At 65.5% G+C, this 21,193-nt stretch carries 18 protein-coding genes; 11 read left to right on the top strand and 7 right to left on the bottom strand.

Features of this window, described 5'->3' with window-relative positions:
• The first annotated feature begins 152 nt into the window (after window positions 1-152).
• The gene (gene rarD / locus EZE58_RS01160; RefSeq protein ID WP_009379055.1) at window positions 153-1,076 is read left to right on the top strand and encodes an EamA family transporter RarD; all 924 of its coding nucleotides are present in this window, start codon (window positions 153-155) and stop codon (window positions 1,074-1,076) included.
• Here rarD and EZE58_RS01155 read toward each other — a convergent pair whose 3' ends face one another.
• Genes EZE58_RS01155 through EZE58_RS01145 form a run of 3 tightly spaced genes read right to left on the bottom strand, consistent with a single transcriptional unit; the run spans window position 1,077 to window position 4,103 of the window.
• Window positions 1,077-2,087 (bottom strand): polyprenyl synthetase family protein, encoded by a 1,011-nt coding sequence (locus EZE58_RS01155; protein ID WP_144588037.1) that lies wholly within the window; start codon window positions 2,085-2,087, stop codon window positions 1,077-1,079.
• 25 nt (window positions 2,088-2,112) lie between these two features.
• Window positions 2,113-3,414, bottom strand: a complete 1,302-nt coding sequence (locus EZE58_RS01150) for a geranylgeranyl reductase family protein (protein WP_144588039.1) — start codon at window positions 3,412-3,414, stop codon at window positions 2,113-2,115.
• Entirely contained in the window at window positions 3,411-4,103 is a 693-nt protein-coding gene (locus tag EZE58_RS01145; protein WP_009379052.1) for a demethylmenaquinone methyltransferase, read from the bottom strand. The genes EZE58_RS01150 and EZE58_RS01145 overlap by 4 nt, the downstream gene beginning before the upstream one ends.
• A 149-nt stretch (window positions 4,104-4,252) precedes the next feature.
• On the opposite strand from EZE58_RS01145, the gene EZE58_RS01140 reads away from it, so the two are divergent.
• The gene (locus EZE58_RS01140; RefSeq protein WP_095376751.1) at window positions 4,253-5,617 is read left to right on the top strand and encodes an isochorismate synthase; all 1,365 of its coding nucleotides are present in this window, start codon (window positions 4,253-4,255) and stop codon (window positions 5,615-5,617) included.
• On the opposite strand, the gene menD is transcribed toward EZE58_RS01140, so the two are convergent.
• Entirely contained in the window at window positions 5,610-7,265 is a 1,656-nt protein-coding gene (gene menD / locus EZE58_RS01135; RefSeq protein ID WP_205772007.1) for a 2-succinyl-5-enolpyruvyl-6-hydroxy-3-cyclohexene-1-carboxylic-acid synthase, read from the bottom strand. The genes EZE58_RS01140 and menD overlap by 8 nt on opposite strands.
• 59 nt (window positions 7,266-7,324) lie before the next feature.
• Between menD and EZE58_RS01130 the strand changes: the two genes are divergently transcribed.
• Window positions 7,325-8,860 carry an alpha/beta hydrolase family protein gene (locus tag EZE58_RS01130; protein WP_009379044.1) on the top strand — a complete coding sequence of 512 codons (1,536 nt, stop codon included), beginning with the start codon at window positions 7,325-7,327 and terminating at the stop codon, window positions 8,858-8,860.
• A 117-nt stretch (window positions 8,861-8,977) separates the two neighbouring features.
• Window positions 8,978-9,691, top strand: coding sequence for a sensor domain-containing protein (locus tag EZE58_RS01125; protein ID WP_095376753.1), 714 nt, complete (start codon window positions 8,978-8,980; stop codon window positions 9,689-9,691).
• Between the two features lie 9 nt (window positions 9,692-9,700).
• Here EZE58_RS01125 and EZE58_RS01120 read toward each other — a convergent pair whose 3' ends face one another.
• Window positions 9,701-10,834, bottom strand: a complete 1,134-nt coding sequence (locus EZE58_RS01120; RefSeq protein ID WP_095376754.1) for an o-succinylbenzoate synthase — start codon at window positions 10,832-10,834, stop codon at window positions 9,701-9,703.
• Window positions 10,835-10,937: 103 nt separating this feature from the next.
• Here EZE58_RS01120 and EZE58_RS01115 point away from each other — a divergent pair, with 103 nt between their 5' ends.
• Window positions 10,938-11,855 (top strand): 1,4-dihydroxy-2-naphthoyl-CoA synthase, encoded by a 918-nt coding sequence (locus EZE58_RS01115; protein WP_095376755.1) that lies wholly within the window; start codon window positions 10,938-10,940, stop codon window positions 11,853-11,855.
• Window positions 11,856-11,886: 31 nt separating this feature from the next.
• On the opposite strand, the gene EZE58_RS01110 is transcribed toward EZE58_RS01115, so the two are convergent.
• Together EZE58_RS01110 and EZE58_RS01105 are read right to left on the bottom strand one after the other, a co-directional pair.
• Complete coding sequence (locus EZE58_RS01110; RefSeq protein ID WP_240941038.1) at window positions 11,887-12,534, bottom strand: site-specific integrase; 648 nt, start codon at window positions 12,532-12,534, stop codon at window positions 11,887-11,889.
• 477 nt (window positions 12,535-13,011) lie between these two features.
• On the bottom strand, window positions 13,012-13,626 hold the full coding sequence (locus EZE58_RS01105) for a helix-turn-helix transcriptional regulator (protein WP_167559637.1): 615 nt from the start codon (window positions 13,624-13,626) through the stop codon (window positions 13,012-13,014).
• A gap of 1,955 nt (window positions 13,627-15,581) precedes the next feature.
• Between EZE58_RS01105 and EZE58_RS01095 the strand changes: the two genes are divergently transcribed.
• From EZE58_RS01095 to EZE58_RS01070, 6 genes are all read left to right on the top strand, one after another.
• Window positions 15,582-15,836, top strand: coding sequence for a hypothetical protein (locus EZE58_RS01095; RefSeq protein WP_167559633.1), 255 nt, complete (start codon window positions 15,582-15,584; stop codon window positions 15,834-15,836).
• Window positions 15,833-16,342 carry a hypothetical protein gene (locus EZE58_RS01090; protein WP_167559631.1) on the top strand — a complete coding sequence of 170 codons (510 nt, stop codon included), beginning with the start codon at window positions 15,833-15,835 and terminating at the stop codon, window positions 16,340-16,342. Before EZE58_RS01095 ends, EZE58_RS01090 begins: the two co-directional genes overlap by 4 nt.
• On the top strand, window positions 16,329-17,168 hold the full coding sequence (locus EZE58_RS01085; protein ID WP_167559630.1) for a hypothetical protein: 840 nt from the start codon (window positions 16,329-16,331) through the stop codon (window positions 17,166-17,168). Before EZE58_RS01090 ends, EZE58_RS01085 begins: the two co-directional genes overlap by 14 nt.
• Entirely contained in the window at window positions 17,165-17,749 is a 585-nt protein-coding gene (locus EZE58_RS01080; RefSeq protein WP_167559629.1) for a hypothetical protein, read from the top strand. Before EZE58_RS01085 ends, EZE58_RS01080 begins: the two co-directional genes overlap by 4 nt.
• Window positions 17,750-17,778: 29 nt before the next feature.
• On the top strand, window positions 17,779-18,474 hold the full coding sequence (locus tag EZE58_RS01075) for a hypothetical protein (RefSeq protein WP_167559627.1): 696 nt from the start codon (window positions 17,779-17,781) through the stop codon (window positions 18,472-18,474).
• 544 nt (window positions 18,475-19,018) lie between these two features.
• Complete coding sequence (locus EZE58_RS01070; protein ID WP_167559625.1) at window positions 19,019-20,392, top strand: FtsK/SpoIIIE domain-containing protein; 1,374 nt, start codon at window positions 19,019-19,021, stop codon at window positions 20,390-20,392.
• Window positions 20,393-21,193: the final 801 nt, after the last annotated feature.

Genomic DNA, 21,193 nt, shown 5'->3' with positions numbered 1-21,193 from the left:
CTAGACAATCGAGGTCAATTCTATCGCCGATGTAGGTATCCCTAACACAGACGTGACGAAACTCGCACCGGCCCGTCAGTCCCAATGAGCGCTCTGCGTCCCGCGTGGCAGACCACTCCCACAGTTTGCTGGGAGAACCCTAGACTCTCCTTGTGAACACTGTTGCCGCCCCTGACGAGAGCGCGTTCCGTCGCCTCGGCCTCATCTACGGAACGTCCGCCTACCTGCTCTGGGGTCTCCTCCCCCTGCTCTTCGCCGCGGCGGCACCGACCGGCGCTCTCGAACTCGTCGCGCACCGCGTGATCTGGGCGCTCGTGTTCTGCACGATCCTCCTCGTATTCGCCCGCGGCTTCGCGCGCACCTGGCAGGTCGTGCGGTCAGGTCGGACGTTCTGGCTGCTCGCCCTGGCGGCCGTGCTCATCGCAATCAACTGGACGACGTTCATCTACGGCATCGACACCGGCCACCTCGTCGAGATCTCCCTCGGCTACTACCTCAACCCGCTCATCTCGATCGGCCTCGGCGTCGTCTTCCTGGGTGAGCGGCTGCGGCCCCTGCAGTGGGCTGCCGTGGGCTTCGGTCTCGTCGCCGTCATCGTCGTCGGCCTCGGACTCGGCCGCTTCCCCTACCTCGCGTTCTCCGTGGCGCTCTCGTTCGGGTTCTACGGGCTGGTGAAGAACAAGGTCGGCGCGAAGGTCGGGGCGCTCGAGGGGATGACGGTCGAGACCGCGATCCTCGCGGTGCCCAGCCTCGCCTGGCTGGCTTGGCTGGGCTCGCAGGGGGCGCAGACGTTCACCGGGTTCGGACCGCTCCACGTCATCATCGTCCTCGCGACTGGACCGGTGACGGCCATTCCGCTCATCCTCTTCGGCGCTGCCGCCAGGCGGATCCCCCTGTCGTGGATCGGGATGCTCCAGTACATCGCCCCGACGCTCCAGTTCATCATCGGCGTCACCGTCCTCGGCGAGGCGATGTCGACGACCCGGTGGATCGGGTTCCTCATCATCTGGATCGCCGTCATCCTCCTGTGCACGGACATGGTCCGCCACAGCCGAAGGCCGCTGACGTCGGAGTGATCAGCGCGAGCGCGAGACCACGGAATCGGCGAACTCGAACAGGGACTCCTTGACGATGCCCTCCGGCAGCGGCGCGAGAGCCTCCTTCGCCGATTCCGCCCAGCGCACCGCCTCGGCGCGGGCGGCCTCGGTGACCGGATGCGCGGCCAGCGCGGCCCGTGCCTTCTCGAGGGCGGCATCCGAGCTGAGGTCGGCGTCGAGGAGTTCGACGACCCGAGCCGCCTCGGCGTCCCCACCGGCAGCCGCGGCACGGACGTAGAGCACGGGCAGAGTGGGCACGCGTTCGCGCAGGTCGGTGCCCGGGGTCTTCCCGGACTGGCTGCCCGTCGTCGTGAGGTCGATGATGTCATCGGCGAGCTGGAAGGCCACACCGACGCGCTCACCGAAGATCCGCACGGGATCGACGAGCGCCGGATCGGCGCCGGAGAACATCGCCCCGAACTGCGCCGAGGCGGCGATGAGCGACCCCGTCTTGTCGGCGAGGACGTCGATGTAGTGCCCGATCGGATCCTCATCGGGAGTGGGCCCGGCGAACTCGGCGAGCTGGCCGAGGACGAGGCGCTCGAACGTCTCCGACTCGATCTTCACAGCCTCCGGACCGAGGCCCGCGGTGACGAGCGAGGCCTTCGAGAAGAGGAGGTCTCCGGTGAGGATGGCCACGGAGTTGCCCCACACCTCGTGAGCGGCGGGTGCGCCCCGGCGCACGGGAGCGTCGTCCATGACGTCGTCGTGGTAGAGGGAGGCGAGGTGGATGAGCTCGACGGCGACCGCTGCCTCGATGACCTCGTCGCAGTGAGGTTCGCCGAGGCGGGCGGTGAGCAGCACGAGATTCGGACGGGCCCGTTTCCCGCCGGCGGCGAGCAGGTGCTTCGACGCGGTGTCGGGAAGCTTCCTGGTCTGATCCGTGACCTCGTAGAGGCGGCGTTCGACGGTTTCGAGCTGAGTCGAGATGTCGGCCGCGAGCTGGGCGTCGGCGCCGATGAACGTCACCGGGGAGGCTAGGTGGCTCATGTCCTCGTCATTCATAGTCACTGGGTCAGGCATTGCTCGTGGCCGGGACGATCCGGGTGAGTCTTGCGATCACCCGATCGATGAGATCGGCCTCGGACATCGTGGGGTCGCGGTAGAGGTTCGCCAGCAGTCGAACGACGAACTCCATCACAACATCAACACCCATACCGTACTTGATTCCGAAGTGCATCAGCGACGGGTGGCCGATGATCGCAGAGAATACTCGGCCCAGGGTGAAGTAACGCCCGAGCGAATCCCCGACGAGCGCAGGGTATTCGGCGAGCCTCTCCCGTATGATCGACTCCGGATACCGGGCGTAGGTGGAGATCACCTCGGCGGCCAGGCGGGCGGACTCGAGGGCGTAGTCGATGCCCTCACCGTTGAACGGGTTGACCATGCCCCCGGAGTCGCCGATGAGGAGGAGGCCGCGATGGAAGTGCGGGGTGCGGTTGAACGCCATCGGCAGTGCCGCGGACTTGATCGGACCGATCTCCGTCGACGCGTCGATCCCCCACTCCTCGCCCATGTCGGCGATCCACTCCCGCATCACGGCCCGCAGGTCGACGGAGCCGAACTGGGGTGAGGAGTCGAGGAGTCCGGCGCCGATGTTGATCGTCCCGTCGCCCATGGGGAAGAGCCAGCCGTAGCCGGGCAGCACCTCGGACTCGCCGGCCGGGTTCGTCGAGCGCATCTCGACCCAACTCTCGATGTACTCGTCGGCATGCCTCGGCGAGGAATGGTAGGCGCGCACGGCCACCCCCATCGGGCGGTCGTCGCGCTTCTCCAGACCCATGGCCACGGCGAGACGGGAGGAGACGCCATCGGCGGCGACGACGATCGGGGCGCGGAAGTGCGCGTCGGGGCCGACCCGGCGACCCCGGTGGTCGGTGCCGGTGGCGTGGACTCCGCGGACCCAGCCGTCCTCGCCGATGTCGGGACCCAGCGCTTTGACCTGTTCGAAGAGTCTGGCCCCGCTGCGCTGCGCATGCCGGGCGAAGGCTTCGTCCATGCCCATCCGGGGTCGGGTCAGACCGTAGTTCGGGGTGCCGTCGATGTCGGGCCAGTCGATCTCGAGGCGGTGGCCGCCGCCGATGAGGCGCAGTCCCCGATTGCGATGCCAGCCCTCGGATTCGGGAGTCTCGAGACCGAGGTACCCGACCTCCTTGACCGCGCGCGGGGTGAGGGCGTCGCCGCAGATCTTGTCGCGCGGGAAACCGGACTTCTCGAGGATGACGACGTCATGGCCGGCCTGGGCGAGGTACGCTCCGAGCGCCGATCCGGCGGGACCGGCCCCGACGATGACGACGTCGGCGTCGAACTCGTTCACGGCTTGAGCGCGTGGTGGACCGCGACGATGCCGCCGGAGAGGTTCCGGTACTTCACCTGGTCGAATCCGGCGTCCCGGATCTGGACGGCGAACGCGTCCTGGTCGGGCCATGCGCGGATCGACTCGGCGAGGTAGACGTAGGCCTCGGGGTTCGAGGACACGGCGGTCGCGACGGCGGGCAGGGCCCGCATGAGGTACTCCTTGTACACAACGCTGAAGGGCGCAAACGTCGGCGTCGAGAACTCGCAGACGACGAGGCGGCCCCCGGGCTTGAGGACCCGGCGCATCTCGTCAAGGGCACGGTCGACGTCGTGGACGTTGCGGATGCCGAAGGAGATCGTCACGACGTCGAAGGTCTCGTCATCGAAGGGCAGATCGAGGGCGTCGGCATAGACGAAGTCGATCTTCGGGTGCCGGCGGCGGCCCTCGGCGAGCATGCCCTCGGAGATGTCACCGGCGACTACCTCGGCGCCGTGATGGGTGAACGCCATCGACGACGTGCCGGTGCCTGCGGCGAGGTCGAGGACCTTCTCTCCGGGGCCGGCGGCCACGGCATAGGCGACGGTGCGACGCCAGGACCGCGCCTGCCCGAGGGAGAGGATGTCGTTGGTGAGGTCGTATCGGGAGGCGACATCGTCGAACATCGAGGCGACGTCAGCAGGCTGCTTGTCCAGCTGGGCACGGTTCATGGCCTCATTGTCTCAACACGATGTGGCTGCGGGCGAATCCGCGGTCACACTCGGCCGTGTGCGACTCGACACAGCCGACGACGGGGCCGGCGGACAGGGCGGGGACCCCCAGGGTCCCCTGATGCCGCCTCGGTTAGAGTGAGCGTGACATGACTACGACGCTCTCCTCCTCCGACATCACCGCGGACACCCCCCGGCTCACCGTCCGCTCCCGCTTCGTCGACGACGTCGACCCCGGTCCCGGATTCCCCTTCGAATCCGGACTGCCCACCACCGTCGAGCAGACGCTGGCGCTGCTGCCCACCTCGGCGTTCTCCTGCTGGGTCCGCGACACCTCGGGGCTCATCGGATTCGGACGGACCCTGCGCATCCGCGCCCGCGGCCGGAACCGGTTCACCGAGCTCTCGGACGCGTGGAAGGCGATCACCGCGGCCGCCGTCATCGAAGACGAGGTCGACCACCTCGGGTCGGGGCTGATGTGCTTCGCGACCGTCACCTACTCCCAGGACTCCGAGGTCGACTCCCTCCTCCACATCCCCGAATTCGTCCTCGGCCGCCGAGGCGGTCGCGTGTGGATGACGACGATCGCCGCGGAGGGCGCGACCCCGGTTCCCCCGGTGCTCAGGGAGGAGGCGCTGCGTCCCGTCACCTCGGCGAGCGAGTCCCCCGGTGACCTCGACGAGGACACGTGGGCGGACCTTGTGGCCACCGTCTCGGCGATGCTCACCCCCGTCGGCTCCCCCGCCGAGGTGGATCCCGCCTCCGATGATGCGACCCTGCGCAAGGTCGTCCTCGCCCGCGACGAGGTCGTCACCACGGATGACGAGATCGACGTCCGGTCGGTCCTCGGCGCGCTCAACCGCAGCTACCCGAGCTGCTGGACCTTCGATATCGCCGGTCTCATCGGTGCGACCCCCGAACTGCTCATCGGCGTCGAGCACGGGCGGGTGACCTCACGCGTGCTCGCGGGCACGTACCGGGTGGAGGAGGATCCGACCGCGGAGATGGCGCAGGCCCGCAAGCTGCTCAGCGCGCACAAGGACAGCACCGAGCACGCGTTCGCGATCGCCTCCCTCCAGCGCAGCCTCGGGTCTGTGGCCGCCGACGTCTCCGTCGACGACCGCCCCCACCTCCTGCCCTTGGCCAACGTCATCCACTCCGCCTCCGACGCGACCGGCCACCTGCCCGAGGACTCCGGCCTCAACGCCCTCGACGTCGCCGCCGCCGTCCACCCGACGGCCGCGGTCGGCGGGTACCCGCAGGCGAGCGCCGTGGCCCTCGTCGACGAGCTCGAACCCCTCGACCGGGGCCGCTACTCGGGTCCCGTGGGCTGGATGGACGACCGCGGCAACGGTCAGTTCGGCATCGCCCTGCGGTGCGGACAGCTCGAGGACCGCAACCGGATCCGACTCTTCGCCGGTGCCGGGATCATGCCCGATTCCGATCCCGTCGCCGAGGTGGCCGAGACCGAGGCGAAGTTCGCCCCCATGCGGAGGGCGCTCGGTCTCATCTGAGGCGGACTTCGATGATGCGCCTCGCCTCGTCGCCGGCGCTGCGCGCACCGGAGAGGGCCGCCTCGAAAGCGCTGAGGTCGCTCACCTGAGTGTGCTCCCACCCGTAGGCCGCGGCGAGGTCGCCGAATCCCCTGCCGTGGGGCACGGTGAAGTACCGCTCGAGGTAGGGCGCGACATGCGGCTGGGAATGCTCGAGCCCGGAGAAGATCGCGCCGCCGTCGTCGTTGAGGACGACGATCGTCACCGCACCAGCCTCCTCCGCGCTGGGGGTGAGCAGGCCGCCGACGTCGTGGAGCATCGCGACGTCCCCGATGAGGAGGACGACGGGCTCCCCGAGTCCGAGGGAGAGCCCGGTCGCGGTTGAGACGAGACCGTCGATGCCGGCCAGACCGCGCGAGGCGTGGACGCGGGCGCGGACGTCGACGGCCTCACTGAGGTAGCGGATGGTGTTCGAGCTCGCGGCGAAGAGGGTGATGTCCTGTGCGGCGAGGTGTTCGGTGATCGCGCGTGCGGTCTGCGCGGACTGCGCGTCCCGGACGGCCCCGACGGCGGCGTTGCCCGCCTCGACCCAGTCGCGCACCCAAGCACCGCCGTCGCGCTGCTCGCCGGTGACGGTGAGGAGGTGCGCATCGATGTCGTCGGGGACGCGCTTGACGGACACCGAGGTGTCGGCGAGCAGTGCTGCCACGGGCCTTGTCAGGGTCGGTTTGCCGTGGACGATGACGGTGCGGATCGCGCCTGCCAGCTCCGGGTGGTCGGTGAGCACCCGGGCATGGGCGGGGACGAAGGTCGCCGAGTCCCGGGCGCCGAACGCGAGCGGGCTCGAGGGTTCGGCGAGCACCGGAAGCGAGTGCTCTTCGGCGAGCGCCCGCAGCGTATCGGCTGCGTGCCCACCGGCGTCACCGGCGACGATGACGGTGCCCTCGGTGAGGGTGACATCGACGGTCGGGCTCCCGGCCGACGGGTCCGCCTGCGACAGGGCGTCCGCGCGCGCGACGCTTGAGTCCCCGTGTCCGGGATCAGCACCGGCGAATCCAGCGATCTCGGAGGTCCACGCCTCGAGTTCGTCGGCGGTGGGCACGAGCGGGGTGTCGAACTGGACGTTGAGCTGGACGGGACCCGGGAGGGACGGTGTGGACCCACCCTCTGCGGTGCCCATCGATCGGGCGACCGCCTCGGCGACGGCATCCTCCACATCAGCGGTGGTGACCGCGTCACCGGCGGGGACGTCGAACCGGGCGCGGACGTCGCTGAGGACGTGGGCCTGATCGTCGATCGTCTGGTTCGCCCCGGTCCCGCGCAGGCGGGACGGACGGTCGGCGGTGAGCGCGATGAGCGGCAGATGACCGTAGGCGGCTTCGAGCACAGCGGGGTGGAGGTTCGCAACCGCCGAACCCGAGGTCGTCACGAGCGCGACCGGGGACTCGCTGCCGCGCACCCGCAGACCGCGGGCGAGACCGAGGGCGAGGAACCCGGCATCACGCTCATCGAGGCGGATGTGCGTGCGGATCACCCCCGCCTCGGCGAGGGGGGCGAGCGCGTAGACGAGGGGCGCCGACCGCGATCCGGGCGCGAGGACGACCTCCCTGACTCCGGAGGCGACCAGACTGCGGGCGATCTGCTGCGCCACTGCGGAAGAATTCGACATCACCCGATATTCAACCACTTGCCCACCTGAGGTTCACATTGGCCCACTACGCTCGACCTATGCGCCGATCGATCCTCATCGCGGTTGGAGCACGCGCCGTCCGATCCCTCACGGCGGCCCGCTCGTACCGCGGCCGCTTCCCCGCCCGTGACCAGAACAGCGCATTCCTCGGCCCCGAACCGCGGGGCAAGGACGCACGCAAGTGGCATATCCGCGACAAACGCAAGCTCTCGCCGAGGCTGAGGGAGTTCTTCCTCTACTCCCCCGCCCTCGGCCGCACCGTCGGGGTCCGCGTCCTCCTGCCCGGGATCCCCGCCGAGGTCAGCCCCGTCATCCACCTCTTCCACGGCGGCGGGGACGACTTCCGGTCGTGGACGGACTTCGGGGGCGCCGAAGAGCTCACCGCCGACTCCCCCTACCTCGTCGTCATGCCCGACGGGGGCGCCGGGACGTATTCGCGGGTCGCGGTCGGCAGCGAGGTCCACGACTGGCCGACCTTCCACACCAAGGAGATCCCCGAGTTCCTCGCCAAGACCTATTCGGTCGAGACCGACCGACACTCCCAGCTGCTCGCGGGGCTGTCGATGGGCGGGTACGGGGCGATGAAGTACGCGGCCTGGCATCCCGACCGCTATGGGGCGGCCGCGGCGTTCTCCTCCCCGCTCGACCCGCTCTCCGCGGTTCCCGCCTTCGACATCATCGCGATGCGCGAGGGCGCCCGGTCGATGACGCTCTTCGGCGACCGGGAGGCCGACCGCAGCGAATGGATCGCGAACTCGCCGTACGGTCTCGCCGAGAACCTCCGCGACATCGACCTGTGGTTCTCCGCAGGCTCCGGCAGCCTCGAGGAGTCGAAGGACCGCGACCTCCTCGAGACCATGGTCAACCAGCAGGGTGAACGGTTCTCCGCCCGGCTCAACGCGCTCGGCATCCGACACTCGTGGTTCCCGCGGACGACGGGCCTGCACAACTGGACGAGCTGGCAGCGGGAGCTCGGGGCGTGGCTGACGACGCTCGAGAGGCACCGCAACTACGAGAGCTCGCGACCGTCCCGGCGCCGGGAGGACTCCCGCATCGCCGACGGCGGCGAATTCTCCTACCTCACCGGCCATGCGCTCTTCGACATCCACGGCTGGCGGGTCGAGATCTCCCGGCGGCGAGCGCAGATCATCCGCTTCGGGTCCGTGAGCGCCGCCGGCTTCTCCCTCACCGGGACCGGAAGCTTCCGCGTGCGCACCCCCGGCCTGTTCCAGCCGGGCGGGAAGTACGACATCACCGTGACCGGTCCCACCGGGGTCAACGAGTACCCCCAGCGGGCCGACAAGAAGGGGCGGCTGACGTTCACCGGGCGGCTCGCCGCAGCCATGCACGACCCCATCATCCCTGGTCGGCGCACACAGCACTTCACGACGCTCGGTCAGGAGGAGGTGACGACCGTGCGTATCGCCTCCGCGGAGGAACCGGAGACGCCGATCCGAGAGGAGCACGACCACACGACAGGGCACCCTGCAGAAGGTGTGTCGGATGTGCACGACGATGTGCCCGAATCGGCACACCCGCGCGGAACGGACCCGTCAGCACTCGATTACAGTTGATCCCAGCCGCCACCCAGCGGACTACCAGGCACCCGCCTGAAAGCCGGGCGTGACGCCCCGCCGCTCCCCCGATCCAGCCGCACCTGACGGCTGTACCCAGACTCGAGAGGTCGACCAATGAAACGCCTTCTGCCCGCCATCACCCTCACCGCCGTCCTCGCCCTGGCCGGATGCACCGGCGGCGGCTCCTCGGACTCCGCCGACTCCGGCCAGGACTCCGGCTCGCAGCCTGCGGCCGAGGAGACCCAGGCCGCGAAGCAGCTCGACGAGGCAGCCCTGACGAACATCATCGAGACCACCGATTTCGACGGCAAGACCTTCAAGCCGATGGACGCCTCCGCCGTCTCCAGCGGCGAGGCCGCGAAGGCCCTCGAACAGGCCGAATTCGAGCCCGCCGAGTGCAAGGACCTCGCCATGGCCGGCCTCAACGCCGCGCAGGCGAGTGCGGGGACCACCGTCGTCGGCGTCGCCTCCGACAACACGATGAGCGTCGGCCTCTCGAGCTTCCCCGACGAGAAGGCCACGACCGATCAGTTCTCGACTTCGAGCAAGATGGCCGAGACCTGCGGGGATGTGACGATGACGATGCAGGGCATGGAGATGCAGATGACCTCGGAGACCTTCGACGCGAAGGTCGCCGGAGCCGACGAGGCCGTGGGCACCCGCACCTCGATGGAGACCGGCGGAGCTCCGGCGATGTCGACGCAGAGTGTCGTCGCCCGTGTCGGCAACACGGTCGTCACCGCCGCCAACCTCTCGCCGCAGGGCGACGAGCAGGACGCGGTCAAGGTCGCCGAGGCCGCCGTCGAGGCCGTCAAGAACGCCGGCTGAGTTCAGCCCTCACTCGGTGGGCGAGCGCAGGACGTCCCAGCACGCCTGAGCCCGCCGCAGCCACCACTCCGATCGCCCCGGACCCGCATCCAGTGCCCTCAGGCGCTGCGGGTCCGGGGCGATCCGCGTCACGGGGATCCGACCGTCCGTGGGCACGAGGCCATCGGCGACGACATCCTCGGCGAAGAGACGAGCCGTGCCGAGACCGCACGCGGGCATCTCACCGAGGACCTCCCTGCTCGCCGCGGTGACCGGCAGGCTCGCGGCCAGCTGCGCACCGGCGGCCAGACCCACGGAGGATTCGAGCGCCGAGGACACCACCGCCGGCAGCCCACTCTCCGCGACGATCCTCCGGGCCGCAGCCACCCCACCCAGCGGTTGGACCTTGACGATGACGACCTCGGCGGCACCGAGCCCGGCCACCCGCAGGGGGTCCTCGGCCTTACGGATCGACTCGTCGGCGGCCAGGCGCACCGGCAGGCCCCGGGCGGCCAACTCCTCCCGCAGCCGCGCGAGGTCCTCGACCCCGGGCACGGGCTGTTCGAAGTACTGGAGACCGAACCCGGCGAAGGCCTCGGCGGCGTCGAGCGCCTCGGCGAGGGTGTACTTCGCGTTCGCATCGAGGCGCAGCTCGACGTCGGGGCGGAGTCGGCGCAGCTCGCGCAGGCGGGCGAGGTCCTCCGGCAGGGAGGCGATCCCGTTCTCCGCGACCTTCGCCTTGACCGTGCCCACCGCACCGAAGCGGGCGAGGATCGACTCGACCTCGGCGACGGGACGGGCGGGAAGGGTCGCGTTGACAGGGACGGACGTACGGGCGGTGGGACGGCCGGGTTCGGTCGAGGCCGGAGTCGGGGCCGTCGAGGTGGAACCCGGGCGCGCCTGCCCCGGGAGGGGGCGGTCCTGCCCTGACTCCGGTGGGAGGAGACCCGCGAACTCGAGTGCCGCCTGCAGCCACCGGGAGGACTCGAGGGGCCCGTACTCGAGGAACGGGGAGAACTCCGCCCAGCCTGCGGGGCCTTCGAGGAGCATGACCTCACGCTCGGTGATGCCCCGGAACCGCGTGATCATGGGCAGCCGGAGGACGTGGACGCGGGGCAGGAGGTCGGCGATGGAGGCGGGGAGATCCCGGGCGGTGGCGGTCATGGGGCCACCCTACCCATAGGGTGCGGGACCGCCCCATAGGACCCGTGACCGGCATGCACACCCTGACCTCGGCGCCACCTCGGCGCGCGTTAGGCTGGGGACCATGACCGTCTCCGAGATCTTCGATCCGACCCGCTGGCGCGAGGTCGCAGGCTTCGACTTCACCGACATCACCTACCACCGGGCGATCGACGCCGACGGTGACGACGTCGGTGCCGTGCGCATCGCCTTCGACCGTCCCGAGGTCCGCAACGCCTTCCGCCCGCACACCGTCGACGAGCTCTACCGCGCTCTCGACCACGCCCGCCAGACCTCCGACGTCGGGGCGGTGCTGCTCACCGGCAACGGACCGAGTGAAAAGGACGGCGGGTGGGCGTTCTGCTCCGGCGGTGACCAGCGCATCCGCGGCCGCTCCGGCTACCAGTACGCTTCGGGCGAGACCCGCGAGAGCGTCGATCCGGCACGGGCCGGTCGCCTCCACATCCTCGAGGTCCAGCGCCTCATCCGCACGATGCCCAAGGTCGTCATCGCCGTCGTCCCCGGCTGGGCGGCCGGCGGCGGACACAGCCTCCACGTCGTCTGCGATATGACGATCGCCTCGCGGCAGCACGCGAAGTTCAAGCAGACCGACGCCGATGTCGGCTCCTACGACGCCGGGTACGGCTCGGCGTACCTGGCGAAGATGGTCGGCCAGAAGAAGGCGCGCGAGATCTTCTTCCTCGGCCGCACGTACTCCGCGCAGGAGATGGCCGACATGGGCGCCGTCAACGAAGTCGTCGACCACGCCGAGCTCGAAGACGCGGCCCTGACGATGGCCGAAGAGATCCTCGGCAAGTCCCCGAACGCCCAGCGCATGCTCAAGTTCGCCTTCAACCTCGTCGACGACGGCCTCATGGGCCAGCAGGTCTTCGCCGGGGAGGCGACCCGACTCGGCTACATGACCGACGAGGCCGTCGAAGGCCGTGACGCATTCCTCGAGAAGCGCGACCCCGACTGGTCGCCGTACCCCTGGTACTACTGAGGACAGGTCAAAGGCCCTGGTCAGAGATGATTTAGTGCGACTGAGTCCGCCCACAGTCCGCACAATCGATCCTGGCGGACTCCATGAGAGATTCAGCGGCCGTTCGCGTGCGATCCTCGCCCTGCGGCCAAAGATGTGCATAGGTGTCCAGTGTGACGCTGGCCGACTCGTGGCCAAGCGCACGCTGCACAGTGACCACATCGCATCCGGAGGCAATTAGCCCCGACGCATAGAAATGACGGAGGTCACGGATACTGAACTGAGTTAGTCGCGCAGACGTTCGAGTTGCCTTCCATCTCCAATTGACGCCATTGTCGTATAGCGGGCCGTCACGGTAGGGGAACAGCCATCTAGCTGGCCCTTCTCCAGCCGCATGACTGGCTACGTGCTGAGCCAGTTCAGTCATCAGCGCGCCAGGCAGATAGACGGTCCTCTCGGAGCCATACTTCGGCGGGCACACCTTGAATGTTGACCCGTCGCGTTGGATTTGCCGCTCAACACGAAGCGTGCGGCGCAGGAAGTCAATGTCTCCCACTTGGACGCCCGAAGCCTCACCTTTGCGGAGCCCTGCGAAGGCACACAGCTGAACGTAGGCTCGAAATCCCTTCCGCGTAGATACTCGTCCGCTATCCGCGTGGGCAATCAACAGCCCCACTTCCTCAGGCGTAGGTATCCCCATGCTGGCTTCGGGCCGACGTGTCCGCGGTAGCGCAACCCCCTCACAGGGGTCTTCAGCAATGAACCGGTCGGCTATGGCAGCGCGAAAAACTGAACGAACGACAATGAAACGTGTCCTTATAGTGGTCGCAGCCAACTTGCTGTCCATTTTCTTCACCCACGCTTCGACGTGTGACCGTCGAATCGATTTGAGCGGGAGGTCTTTGAAACCCGTAGACCCCACGGCCAGGTCCGCATTTTCTCTCGTGGACTCTACCCATACTTGCCGCTTCGACCACTCGGCATAAAACCGGTCAAGGCTCACTCTCCCAGCACGCGGGTCAACGTAGACGCCCGTAATGACTGACGCCGTGACCTCGTCCAGCCATCGCTGCGCCTCAATCTTTCGCTCGAAGTGCCGCGCGTGCTCTCGTCCACCCTCGTCGCGATAGCGTGCTCGCCACTTCCCGTTCGGTCGCCTCTTGATGCTGGCCACGGCTTAGTGCCCAATCGTGAGGTTAGGGAGCAGCTTCGCAATACGGAAGCCAGCCGCGAAGGCCACCCAGTCCCAACGTCCACCACGCACCACGGGCTCTTCGTTCTCGATCTGGTCGAGAATTTCTGGCTGCATTCCGAGCGACTGCAAGCCAGCACGAGCAGCAGACCGTTCGTTTCCGAACGCGACCTCCAGGAGATCCGCTAGACCCCGAGGCCAAGAAGCAGGCTCAGTCCTTGCGCGACTGAGGACTTCAAGGGCCGTAGCTTGCCTTTGCCGCCGCTCGGCTTCCGCTGTGGCTTCCGAGGCCGCACGAGCGGCTGTCGCGGCTTCTGCGGAGGCTCGTGACATTAATGCCGTCAGTTCGTCGCCGGAATCAGTCAGTTCGAGTAAGTCCAGATGCAAGGAAAGGACGCGTGCAAGCGCAACAGCCTCGGCGATCTTTACCGAGCGAGTTCCCACTTCCGCCTTCGCCAGGCTCGTGCTTGAGAGGGAGAGACCCTCGGCGGCCATGGCTGTAGCTACTTCTTCCTGGGTTAGACCAATCGCTTCACGTCGTCGGCGGATTACTTCGCCGAAGCGCTGGTCAGTGGTCTGATCGCCATTTCTTATTGCCATGCACTCACAGTAATACACTGCCGCATTGTTTCGCAAGTCGCTGGTTGCGATTTTCGATTGATGTGCTTATTGTGTTGATATGAGCCGAACAGTTTCGACACCACACGTAAACGTTGAGTGCGCCACTCGCTTCGCACCTGGATTCAACCAGCCCGAACGTCAGATCCTTACTCTCCAAGATGGCCCAGCCTTCCTGACAGTCACTGAGGTATCTGAACTTCTTCGAATTCCGCAGGGAACACTCCGCTATTGGCGTCACGCCGGGATTGGTCCACGCTCCGTGCGATTCGGACGCCGAGTCGTGTATAGGAGCGACGACATTCGAATGTACATCGAGTCAGAAAGTTCACGAACGAGTCGCGGCGAAGATCCCACCGAGACAGCATGAGGGGCGCGTCGAAAGATAGACGCGCCCCTCAGAAACTCGCACACGGCAGTCGTTGCAGCGGCTGCCGAAGTTGCCAGAACTCTTATCCAGTGCCTTAGCGTGAAAGAGACTTCAATGCATAGTCTACCGACGGCGACCAGCGGAGCCAAGGACCGAGTTGCACCAGCTCGCCAGCTCGACTGGAAACGCGCCGTCACCAATCTCAAAGCAGAAAAGCTCCATATCGTAACTCGGTCGCACCACAGCAGTCCAGCAATGATGAAGTTAGTCGGACTACTCATGGCCACCTACGCCGACCCAGACGGTAGTAGCGTGCGCCCCGGAAGCGCGCGGCTGCAGAGTCACACTGGCTGTAAGCCCGAGGCAATTCGCAGAGCAATCCGAGCCCTGGAGGAATTCGGACTACTTGTCTGCGTTTCGCCGGGTCGCCCTGGATGGAACGCCGTCTATTGGTTGTCGCTACCGGCAGATCTCTCCGAGGAGCTTTTCTCGCGGTGGGGCAATCTGCTCCTGGAACGAGCAAAGGATCGTGAAATCTCTAATCCGGGCCGCCCCCTCCCAGAGGATGGGTCCCCTCTCACAGGAGGGGAAGCGCCCCTCCGCGGGGAGGGCTCCAGACCTCCCACAGGAGTGGCGTACACCCTCCCGCAGGAGGGTCCACCAGACCAAGACCAGATCAATGACCAGACCACCCACCACAGTGCGCGCAAACACGCGGGCAGCGCGAGCAGGGACGTGGCTGAGGTTGCATCCGCCGCTAGCTGCACACAGGCCGAAGCTACCGGGATGATTGACATTGCCACCGCAGACCCAAAGACGACTCGCTCTGCAAGCGGCAGACTCCTGAGCGACCCCGCCTACAGGGCGCTTGTCCTTCGCGAAGTCCGAGACAGGGCTGGACAACAAGCACGGGAAGAGCGCGGAGAGATCACGCGACTCATTAACGCACTCCCCCGCGAGGTTGCTGAATGCCCGCACGGCCAACACGACGGCTTGGCTCCCAACCGGAACGACGAACCGTTGTGCCCCCATTGCCGACGTACACCCGGGGTCGAAGCTCTCACTCTGGCCGGTGCAATGCAACTGGGGAGGGGGGCAGGTGCTGCATAGCCATCACCTTATCCGGACCCTTCACCATCTTTTCGCTACTCATGGCTATTGTGGTGTCGTTACCTTGTGGCCACGGAAGTGACGATCAGAGGTAACAGCTGCTCGCTGGCACCGTCGTCGACATCGGATCAGACAGCGGTGGCAGTTCTCGGCCCCGAATCTCGTCGGCCTGCCCCCAGGGACCGTTTCCCGAACCCGAAGTTGGACCGTCACTCTCCGGCAACGGCTACCAGCTATCGTTGACAATGAGGCCGACCCGGTCCACGCGCTCTTCGGGTCGGCCTCCCCGCATCTCCTCCGCCAAGACATTGTCAAGGCCATTTTCAAAGAACTCACTACAAGTTTTTGGTGCCCCACTGTCTCCAAGTTTCAACTGGCCAAGCAGAGTGTTCTTTCCGCTTGTGATTCAAACTGTTATAGTACATCTCATCTTTTTGCTTATATTTCTGGCACTAGCATGATCTTCGACGGTCACGTTCAAACAGAAACAGGAGTACATGTGCCAGACAAGCGATCGAAGGAGACGCGGCTTCGCCAAGCGAAGCTCGCAGCGGCGGCACGATACCGCCCGAACGAAGTGCATGACCGTCAGGTGGCTCTACGAGTCAGCGGAGCAGTAGACGAAATCGACCGCATTCCGGCCCGACCCTCCGAGTCCGACATGGTTTGGCTGGAAAAGAGAATTCGCAAGCTCAAGGAAATGAAGTCATGAGAATCGGCCTCTTTCATGAGGAATCTGGTGGGCACAAGTGGCAGGTCGCAGCAGTCATTCTGCTGGGCGGCGCTCTTTTCGCGCTGGGCTGGGCGTTGTCCCAGTCCGGGCTCCTGGAGATTGCAGCTACGGGCCTGGCCTTCTTTGCCACATCCTTTGCTAGGAGTATGTGGGCGACCTCGTCGTGGGCGCCCAAGGAGTTTGCCAAGTCCGCAGGACTGATCTCACAACTCCGCGCAGACTGGAATGAGTGGATCAGTACGCGAGGCACACTAGCGAAGGCGCTCATGGCACTGGCCATGACCGTCGTGTTCATGGTCATCCGAGCAGTCGTCAGCGGAGCCCTGCAAGTGATTGCGAGCCCCTGGATCGCTTTGGCCATCGGTCTGGCGGGTGCTGCGGTGATAGCGTCCCCCAGCCTGATACGAGGGGCAATCACCGCGTTCAGAGAGAGACGTGAAGGAGACCAAGTCTCGGACGAGGTTGTCGACCATGACCGCCCGTGAAAGACGCGCACAGACCGCCGTAGAGGCTCACGTATGGCCTCCAATGCTCGCAGTAGACCCCGGGGGGACGAACACTGGCTTGTGCCTCCGAGTAGGGACGGACGCAATCGAGGCCGTCACCGTCGAGCGCGGCGAGGACACCGGGACACACACGCTCCAAACGGACTACACACGAACCGTGCTAATGATCATGGGCGAACTTCTAGACCGGAATCGGGATCGGCTCAACGAAGAAGCGGAACTGCGCAGAGTCCACCCCACGGCCATTCGGCGCTCAGTCGAAACCCTTGTGCCACCCACAGCACGCTCGGTGAAGGGGAGACAGAAGGCCGTTTCGCCCTCCGTCTTGGCTGACCTGCCGGGTGCCGGAACTGTCCTCGGCTCAGTGATAGGGAAATGGCCGAACGCCGTGGTTGTCGCCCCATTGGGTAAGCCCGGATGGGATGCGGTGGGTGCGGAGCACGCACCCAGCGTGCTCAAACACAAGACACCAAAGGCCTGGATGGCGGGGGGCCAACACCGGGAGCACCAGCGCTCTGCGTGGGCTATCGCGGGAGCGGCCCATGCCGAGTCCATGCCGGAACTTAAGACACAGGTGGATGCGGTCGTTGCGTGGTCGGTCAAACAATCACCAGCCCGCGACGCGGAAGGCCTGGTGGCCCTCCTGCGCGAAGGAATCCAACAGACAGGGAGCTGGGACCTCCTCGACCGGCTCCCGGGCATGGCGTACGCCGTGGTGGCCACAGCCACGAGGAACCCACGCACCGGGGAGGACGCCAAACAGGACGTGGAAGCCCTCCTTGACGAGACGAAGGATGCAGCATGAACACGAAGGACAAGCCGCGCGCCCGTCCGATCATCGGTCGGATCGTCGCGACCCGTGGCGAGAAGTACTGGGACTGGGACGCGGAGCCTCACATCACAGTGCGCGGACAAGGGATCGGCAAAACCAACCTGGCACGCGGCCTCGCACGGCAGTGGGCGGGGAAAGCTTTCGTTCTGGGACAAACTTACGAGTGGGATGTCGATGAGCACCACGTCGAACCGCGCTTTGACCGCGCGCTCTCGATCCTGGAGGCCATGATGGACGGGGCCACGGAGCCGACGCTGGTTGTGGTGGACGGTCTCGATGGGCAGGTAGTGGAGGACGCCTCCACGGAGGACGTTGAGCGTCTCCATGAAGTGCTCGATCGGCTGTCCGTCGCAAAGAATGTCCACCTCCTCCTCATCACTCAGAGCGAGCGAATCAAGTTGGCTGAGGCCATCCAGATGATTGCGGACGACTGGCTCAGACCGTTCGCCGGTCACCTCCGTCTGCGGCAGGACGAAGACGAGTGCGAGGTCAGCGTCCCGTTCGTTGCTCCACCAGGGTGGGGAATCCGGCGCAACCCGGTGCGACGGCTATGAGACGTCGTGGCAAAGGTCTGGGCCGTGCGGTGGCGACGGGGGCTGCCATCGCGGCAGGACCCAAGGGTCTCCGACGTCTCCTGGGGATTCTCTCCGTCGTCGTCCTCCTGGGGATCCTCGCCGTCGTCGTCCTGGTGATGATCGCGGGGAAAACCGGGTCAAGTGGGAACGGTGCGCTCCCTTGTGCCCCCGAGGAGGTGAAAGTTCGTTATAGCCCCGATGACGCGCCCAAATGGGCGCATGAAGCTGTGGAGACCGCTCTGGAGGACTCGGGCAGGAAGCCGCGCACCATCACAGAGACCGGGGAGAGGCGCGATCTGATGGTTGTGGTGTGGCCCACGAGCGAGGGAGCCTCACCGAAGCTCTCTGGGAAAACTCTGCGCTTGGAGAAACGCTCCAGCGCGGACGAGGTGCAGTCCTCGCTGGAGTCGAAGCTCACGCAGTGTAACGACGCTGGCCAGGCGGGCGAGAACAAGAATGCGCAGGAAGCGGAGGACGCGATAGAGGCTCCGGAGAAGCCGATAGTCAGGTGGTATTCCCCAATCGTCGGGATCGGCGCTCTGGTAGCCCTGTGGTGGACGTGCGGACCTGTCCTCGTTCGTCTCTTAGGCAAGGGAACCAGGTGTCAACCGGGCAAGGAGGGCGACGATGAAGAAAATGACCAGGCGGGTGTATCGCTAGACCCGGTGCCGGCGCCGGTCAAGGAGGCGGGGCACCAAAAATGAAGCACGAAAACCCGGAAGAACTCCACGAGGGAGCTGCTGAATGATGACTGGAAGTGCGCTGGTCGGACCGATGTTGGCATCAGTTCTCCTGATCAGCGGGTGGTTTGTGGCCGGGTCGAGAGATGAGCACAAACTGCCCCGTCGTGGTCTTGTCGGCCTCGGACAGTGGATGAGCATGGCAGGCTTCGTGCTGGGTCTCATGGCCATCCCAACAGCGCTTGGTGCGACACGGTACGCCATCGCTCTTACCCTTCTCCTAATGGTCGGTGTTGCACTCGTGCGTGGTGCTGGCAGGAACTCGGTGGGTTGGACCTCAACCGGCGAGGTCGTCACCTCGGCGGTACTGCTTTCCTGGAGGACTCCCCGACGCATCTTGTCGAGCCTCTTATCCGTACTCGTGGGAGTCGGCGTGGCCGTATGGCTCGCTGGGAACAGTTGGCCGCTAGCGGGGCTCCTCGGTGGCCTCATAGCCCTCGCTCCAGCGAGATGGTGGATGAGGGCCGGGTATGCCCGAGAGAAGGCTCGCACAGGCATGGAGAAAGCTATGGCAGGGGTTCTGTCCGGGGGCAAGGAGTGGGACGGACGCTCGGCGGCCTTGCGTGGCGCACCTGCCAAGGTCAGCTTCCGCAATGACACTGAACCGGGCTCCGTGACGTACCCATTGCCACCCTCGTGGCGCGAGAATGAGACAGAAGCCCTGGAGGAAGACATGCGGGCGCGGCTCGCGACCTGGGGCTATTGGCTGACGAAAGTGGATGCTTCGAAGCGTGAGGCGACCGCAGAGAACGTCGAACCCCTACCGAACATGATCGCCTACAAGGGCGAGACAGCGTCGGACCGCGGCGAGGTCATATTGGGCTTAGCACGTTTGAGCCGTAGGGCATCTCGTGCACTCGGCGGAACGTACGGACAGGTCGTGAAATTCTTGTGGGATGCTCGCATCGCACCTCACGGCATGGTCGTCGGTACGACGGGCGGCGGGAAGTCCTCCACGTTCCGGGTCATCATCTCTTCATGGTGCCGCCACCCAAAAAAGCGCGTAATCCTCCTCGACCCGAAGGATGTCGAGTTTGAGCTGTTCCGAGGGCGACGAAACGTCCTCACTGTCGCGCAAACAGTGGAGGAGATGACTAACGCGCTTCGACAGATCAACGCCGAATACGACCGAAGGAAAGCACTTTGTAAGGAATATGGTGTGACAGCCGTGTGGAAGCTGCCAAAGGAAATGCAGCCAACGTCATGGCTCGTCATTATTGACGAAGTTATGGATTTCCTCGATAAGAGCCCTGTGAACTCGGATGAAGCGAAGGCATTGAATGACCTTCGTGCGGAGGCTAGCGATATCATCAACCGCGTTTTCATGAAGGCACGCGTCATGGATATCCACGGTCTGCTGGCAGGGCAACGTCTCGACAAGAGCGTGTTGACCGGGCGCATCCAGAACAACGCACCATTGCGTGTCTTGACGAGTGTGACTGAAGCCGGATCATCGGAACGGTACATGATCGGCCTGCAGGAGATCGAACCAGAATCTGCGGTGGCTGGGCGCGGAGTTCTGAAGAGCGTGCGGTTCCCCGAGTCGGAGGTGCAGCTGACGTTCCTTGACGAGGACGAACTGGACCGCTGGTTGCCAATGGATGATTGTGCGGAAAGAGAGTGGGAGATGATGACGAAAGGCCCCTCGCCGGCTTCAACTGAAGAATCCATCCAAACAGCTGAACTGTCGTGTCCCGGCCCATCAGAGCCGCGCACAGGGACTGTAACTTCGAGTACGGAGCCCACCTCCATTACGTGCGTTGCATCTTCCAGTGAAGAGTCTCCAACTTCCCCCGGCGAAGCATCCCCCTCCCGGGACCCGCATCCTAGCGATGAGCTGCCCCCTGGCGGCAACAGCATTGATCCGATGAAGTACCTGTAAGTGGATGGTTGTGGGTGCCCCCCACCCCCTCCTTTCACGGGAATGGCATACCCTCTGTAGACATACCCCTTGAAGGTACTTTCCGTCTGATGGAGCGCGCTACTCCAAGGGAGTGTATTCCTGCGATGGGGTACCTCTGTGGTGCGTGCGAAGGATTCTTTGTGTTCAATGTGAGCAGTGCATCCATTGGATCCATCGGGTGCTTGCGGGGAGTGCGTTTCCGCTTGATGTACGTACTCCGGATTCCATGCCAGAATACTTCCCAGAATGAGGTCGTTAGCCTAAGAAACTTCCCTCTCGGCAAGCCTCGCTGTTGCTTCTTAGGCTAACGCCTCTGTCAAGTACCCGCAATATTCCGGGTATCCGCATCTCGGAAGAGGCTCACCCGAATCCCCTGGATCCCAAGGACGCAATGCATCCGTCGAGTACAAAGAATCCTCATGACCACAATGGATCCCACGAGTACACACCCCGGAAGACACTCCATCGCAGGAACCGCCTCCGGGAAGTAATTCCGAGGTACGCGTTCCGCACCGGGGGTGGGGATGATGTCGAAGTAGCGGCGTCGTTTTCCTCCCCCTCCCCCACGAATGGATGCCTCAAGACCGTGCTCCTGGATATGCTGACACCTAACAGCAGGACAGGAGGAGAGTGATATGCCCCAGTTTGGTCCGCTGCAGCCTGGTACGCGCCCAGCATGGTCCGCAATATTCGCCGCCCCGGCCCGCGCAGCCTCCCACCGCGGGTGCCCCCACTCGAGACCCTGTCGAATCGCGTGTCCCTTACCGTGACTTCACAGTC

The sequence above is a fragment of the Brevibacterium sp. LS14 genome, from assembly GCF_012027885.1.
Lineage (GTDB): Bacteria > Actinomycetota > Actinomycetes > Actinomycetales > Brevibacteriaceae > Brevibacterium > Brevibacterium casei.
This window is presented reverse-complemented; position numbering and strand designations above follow the sequence as displayed.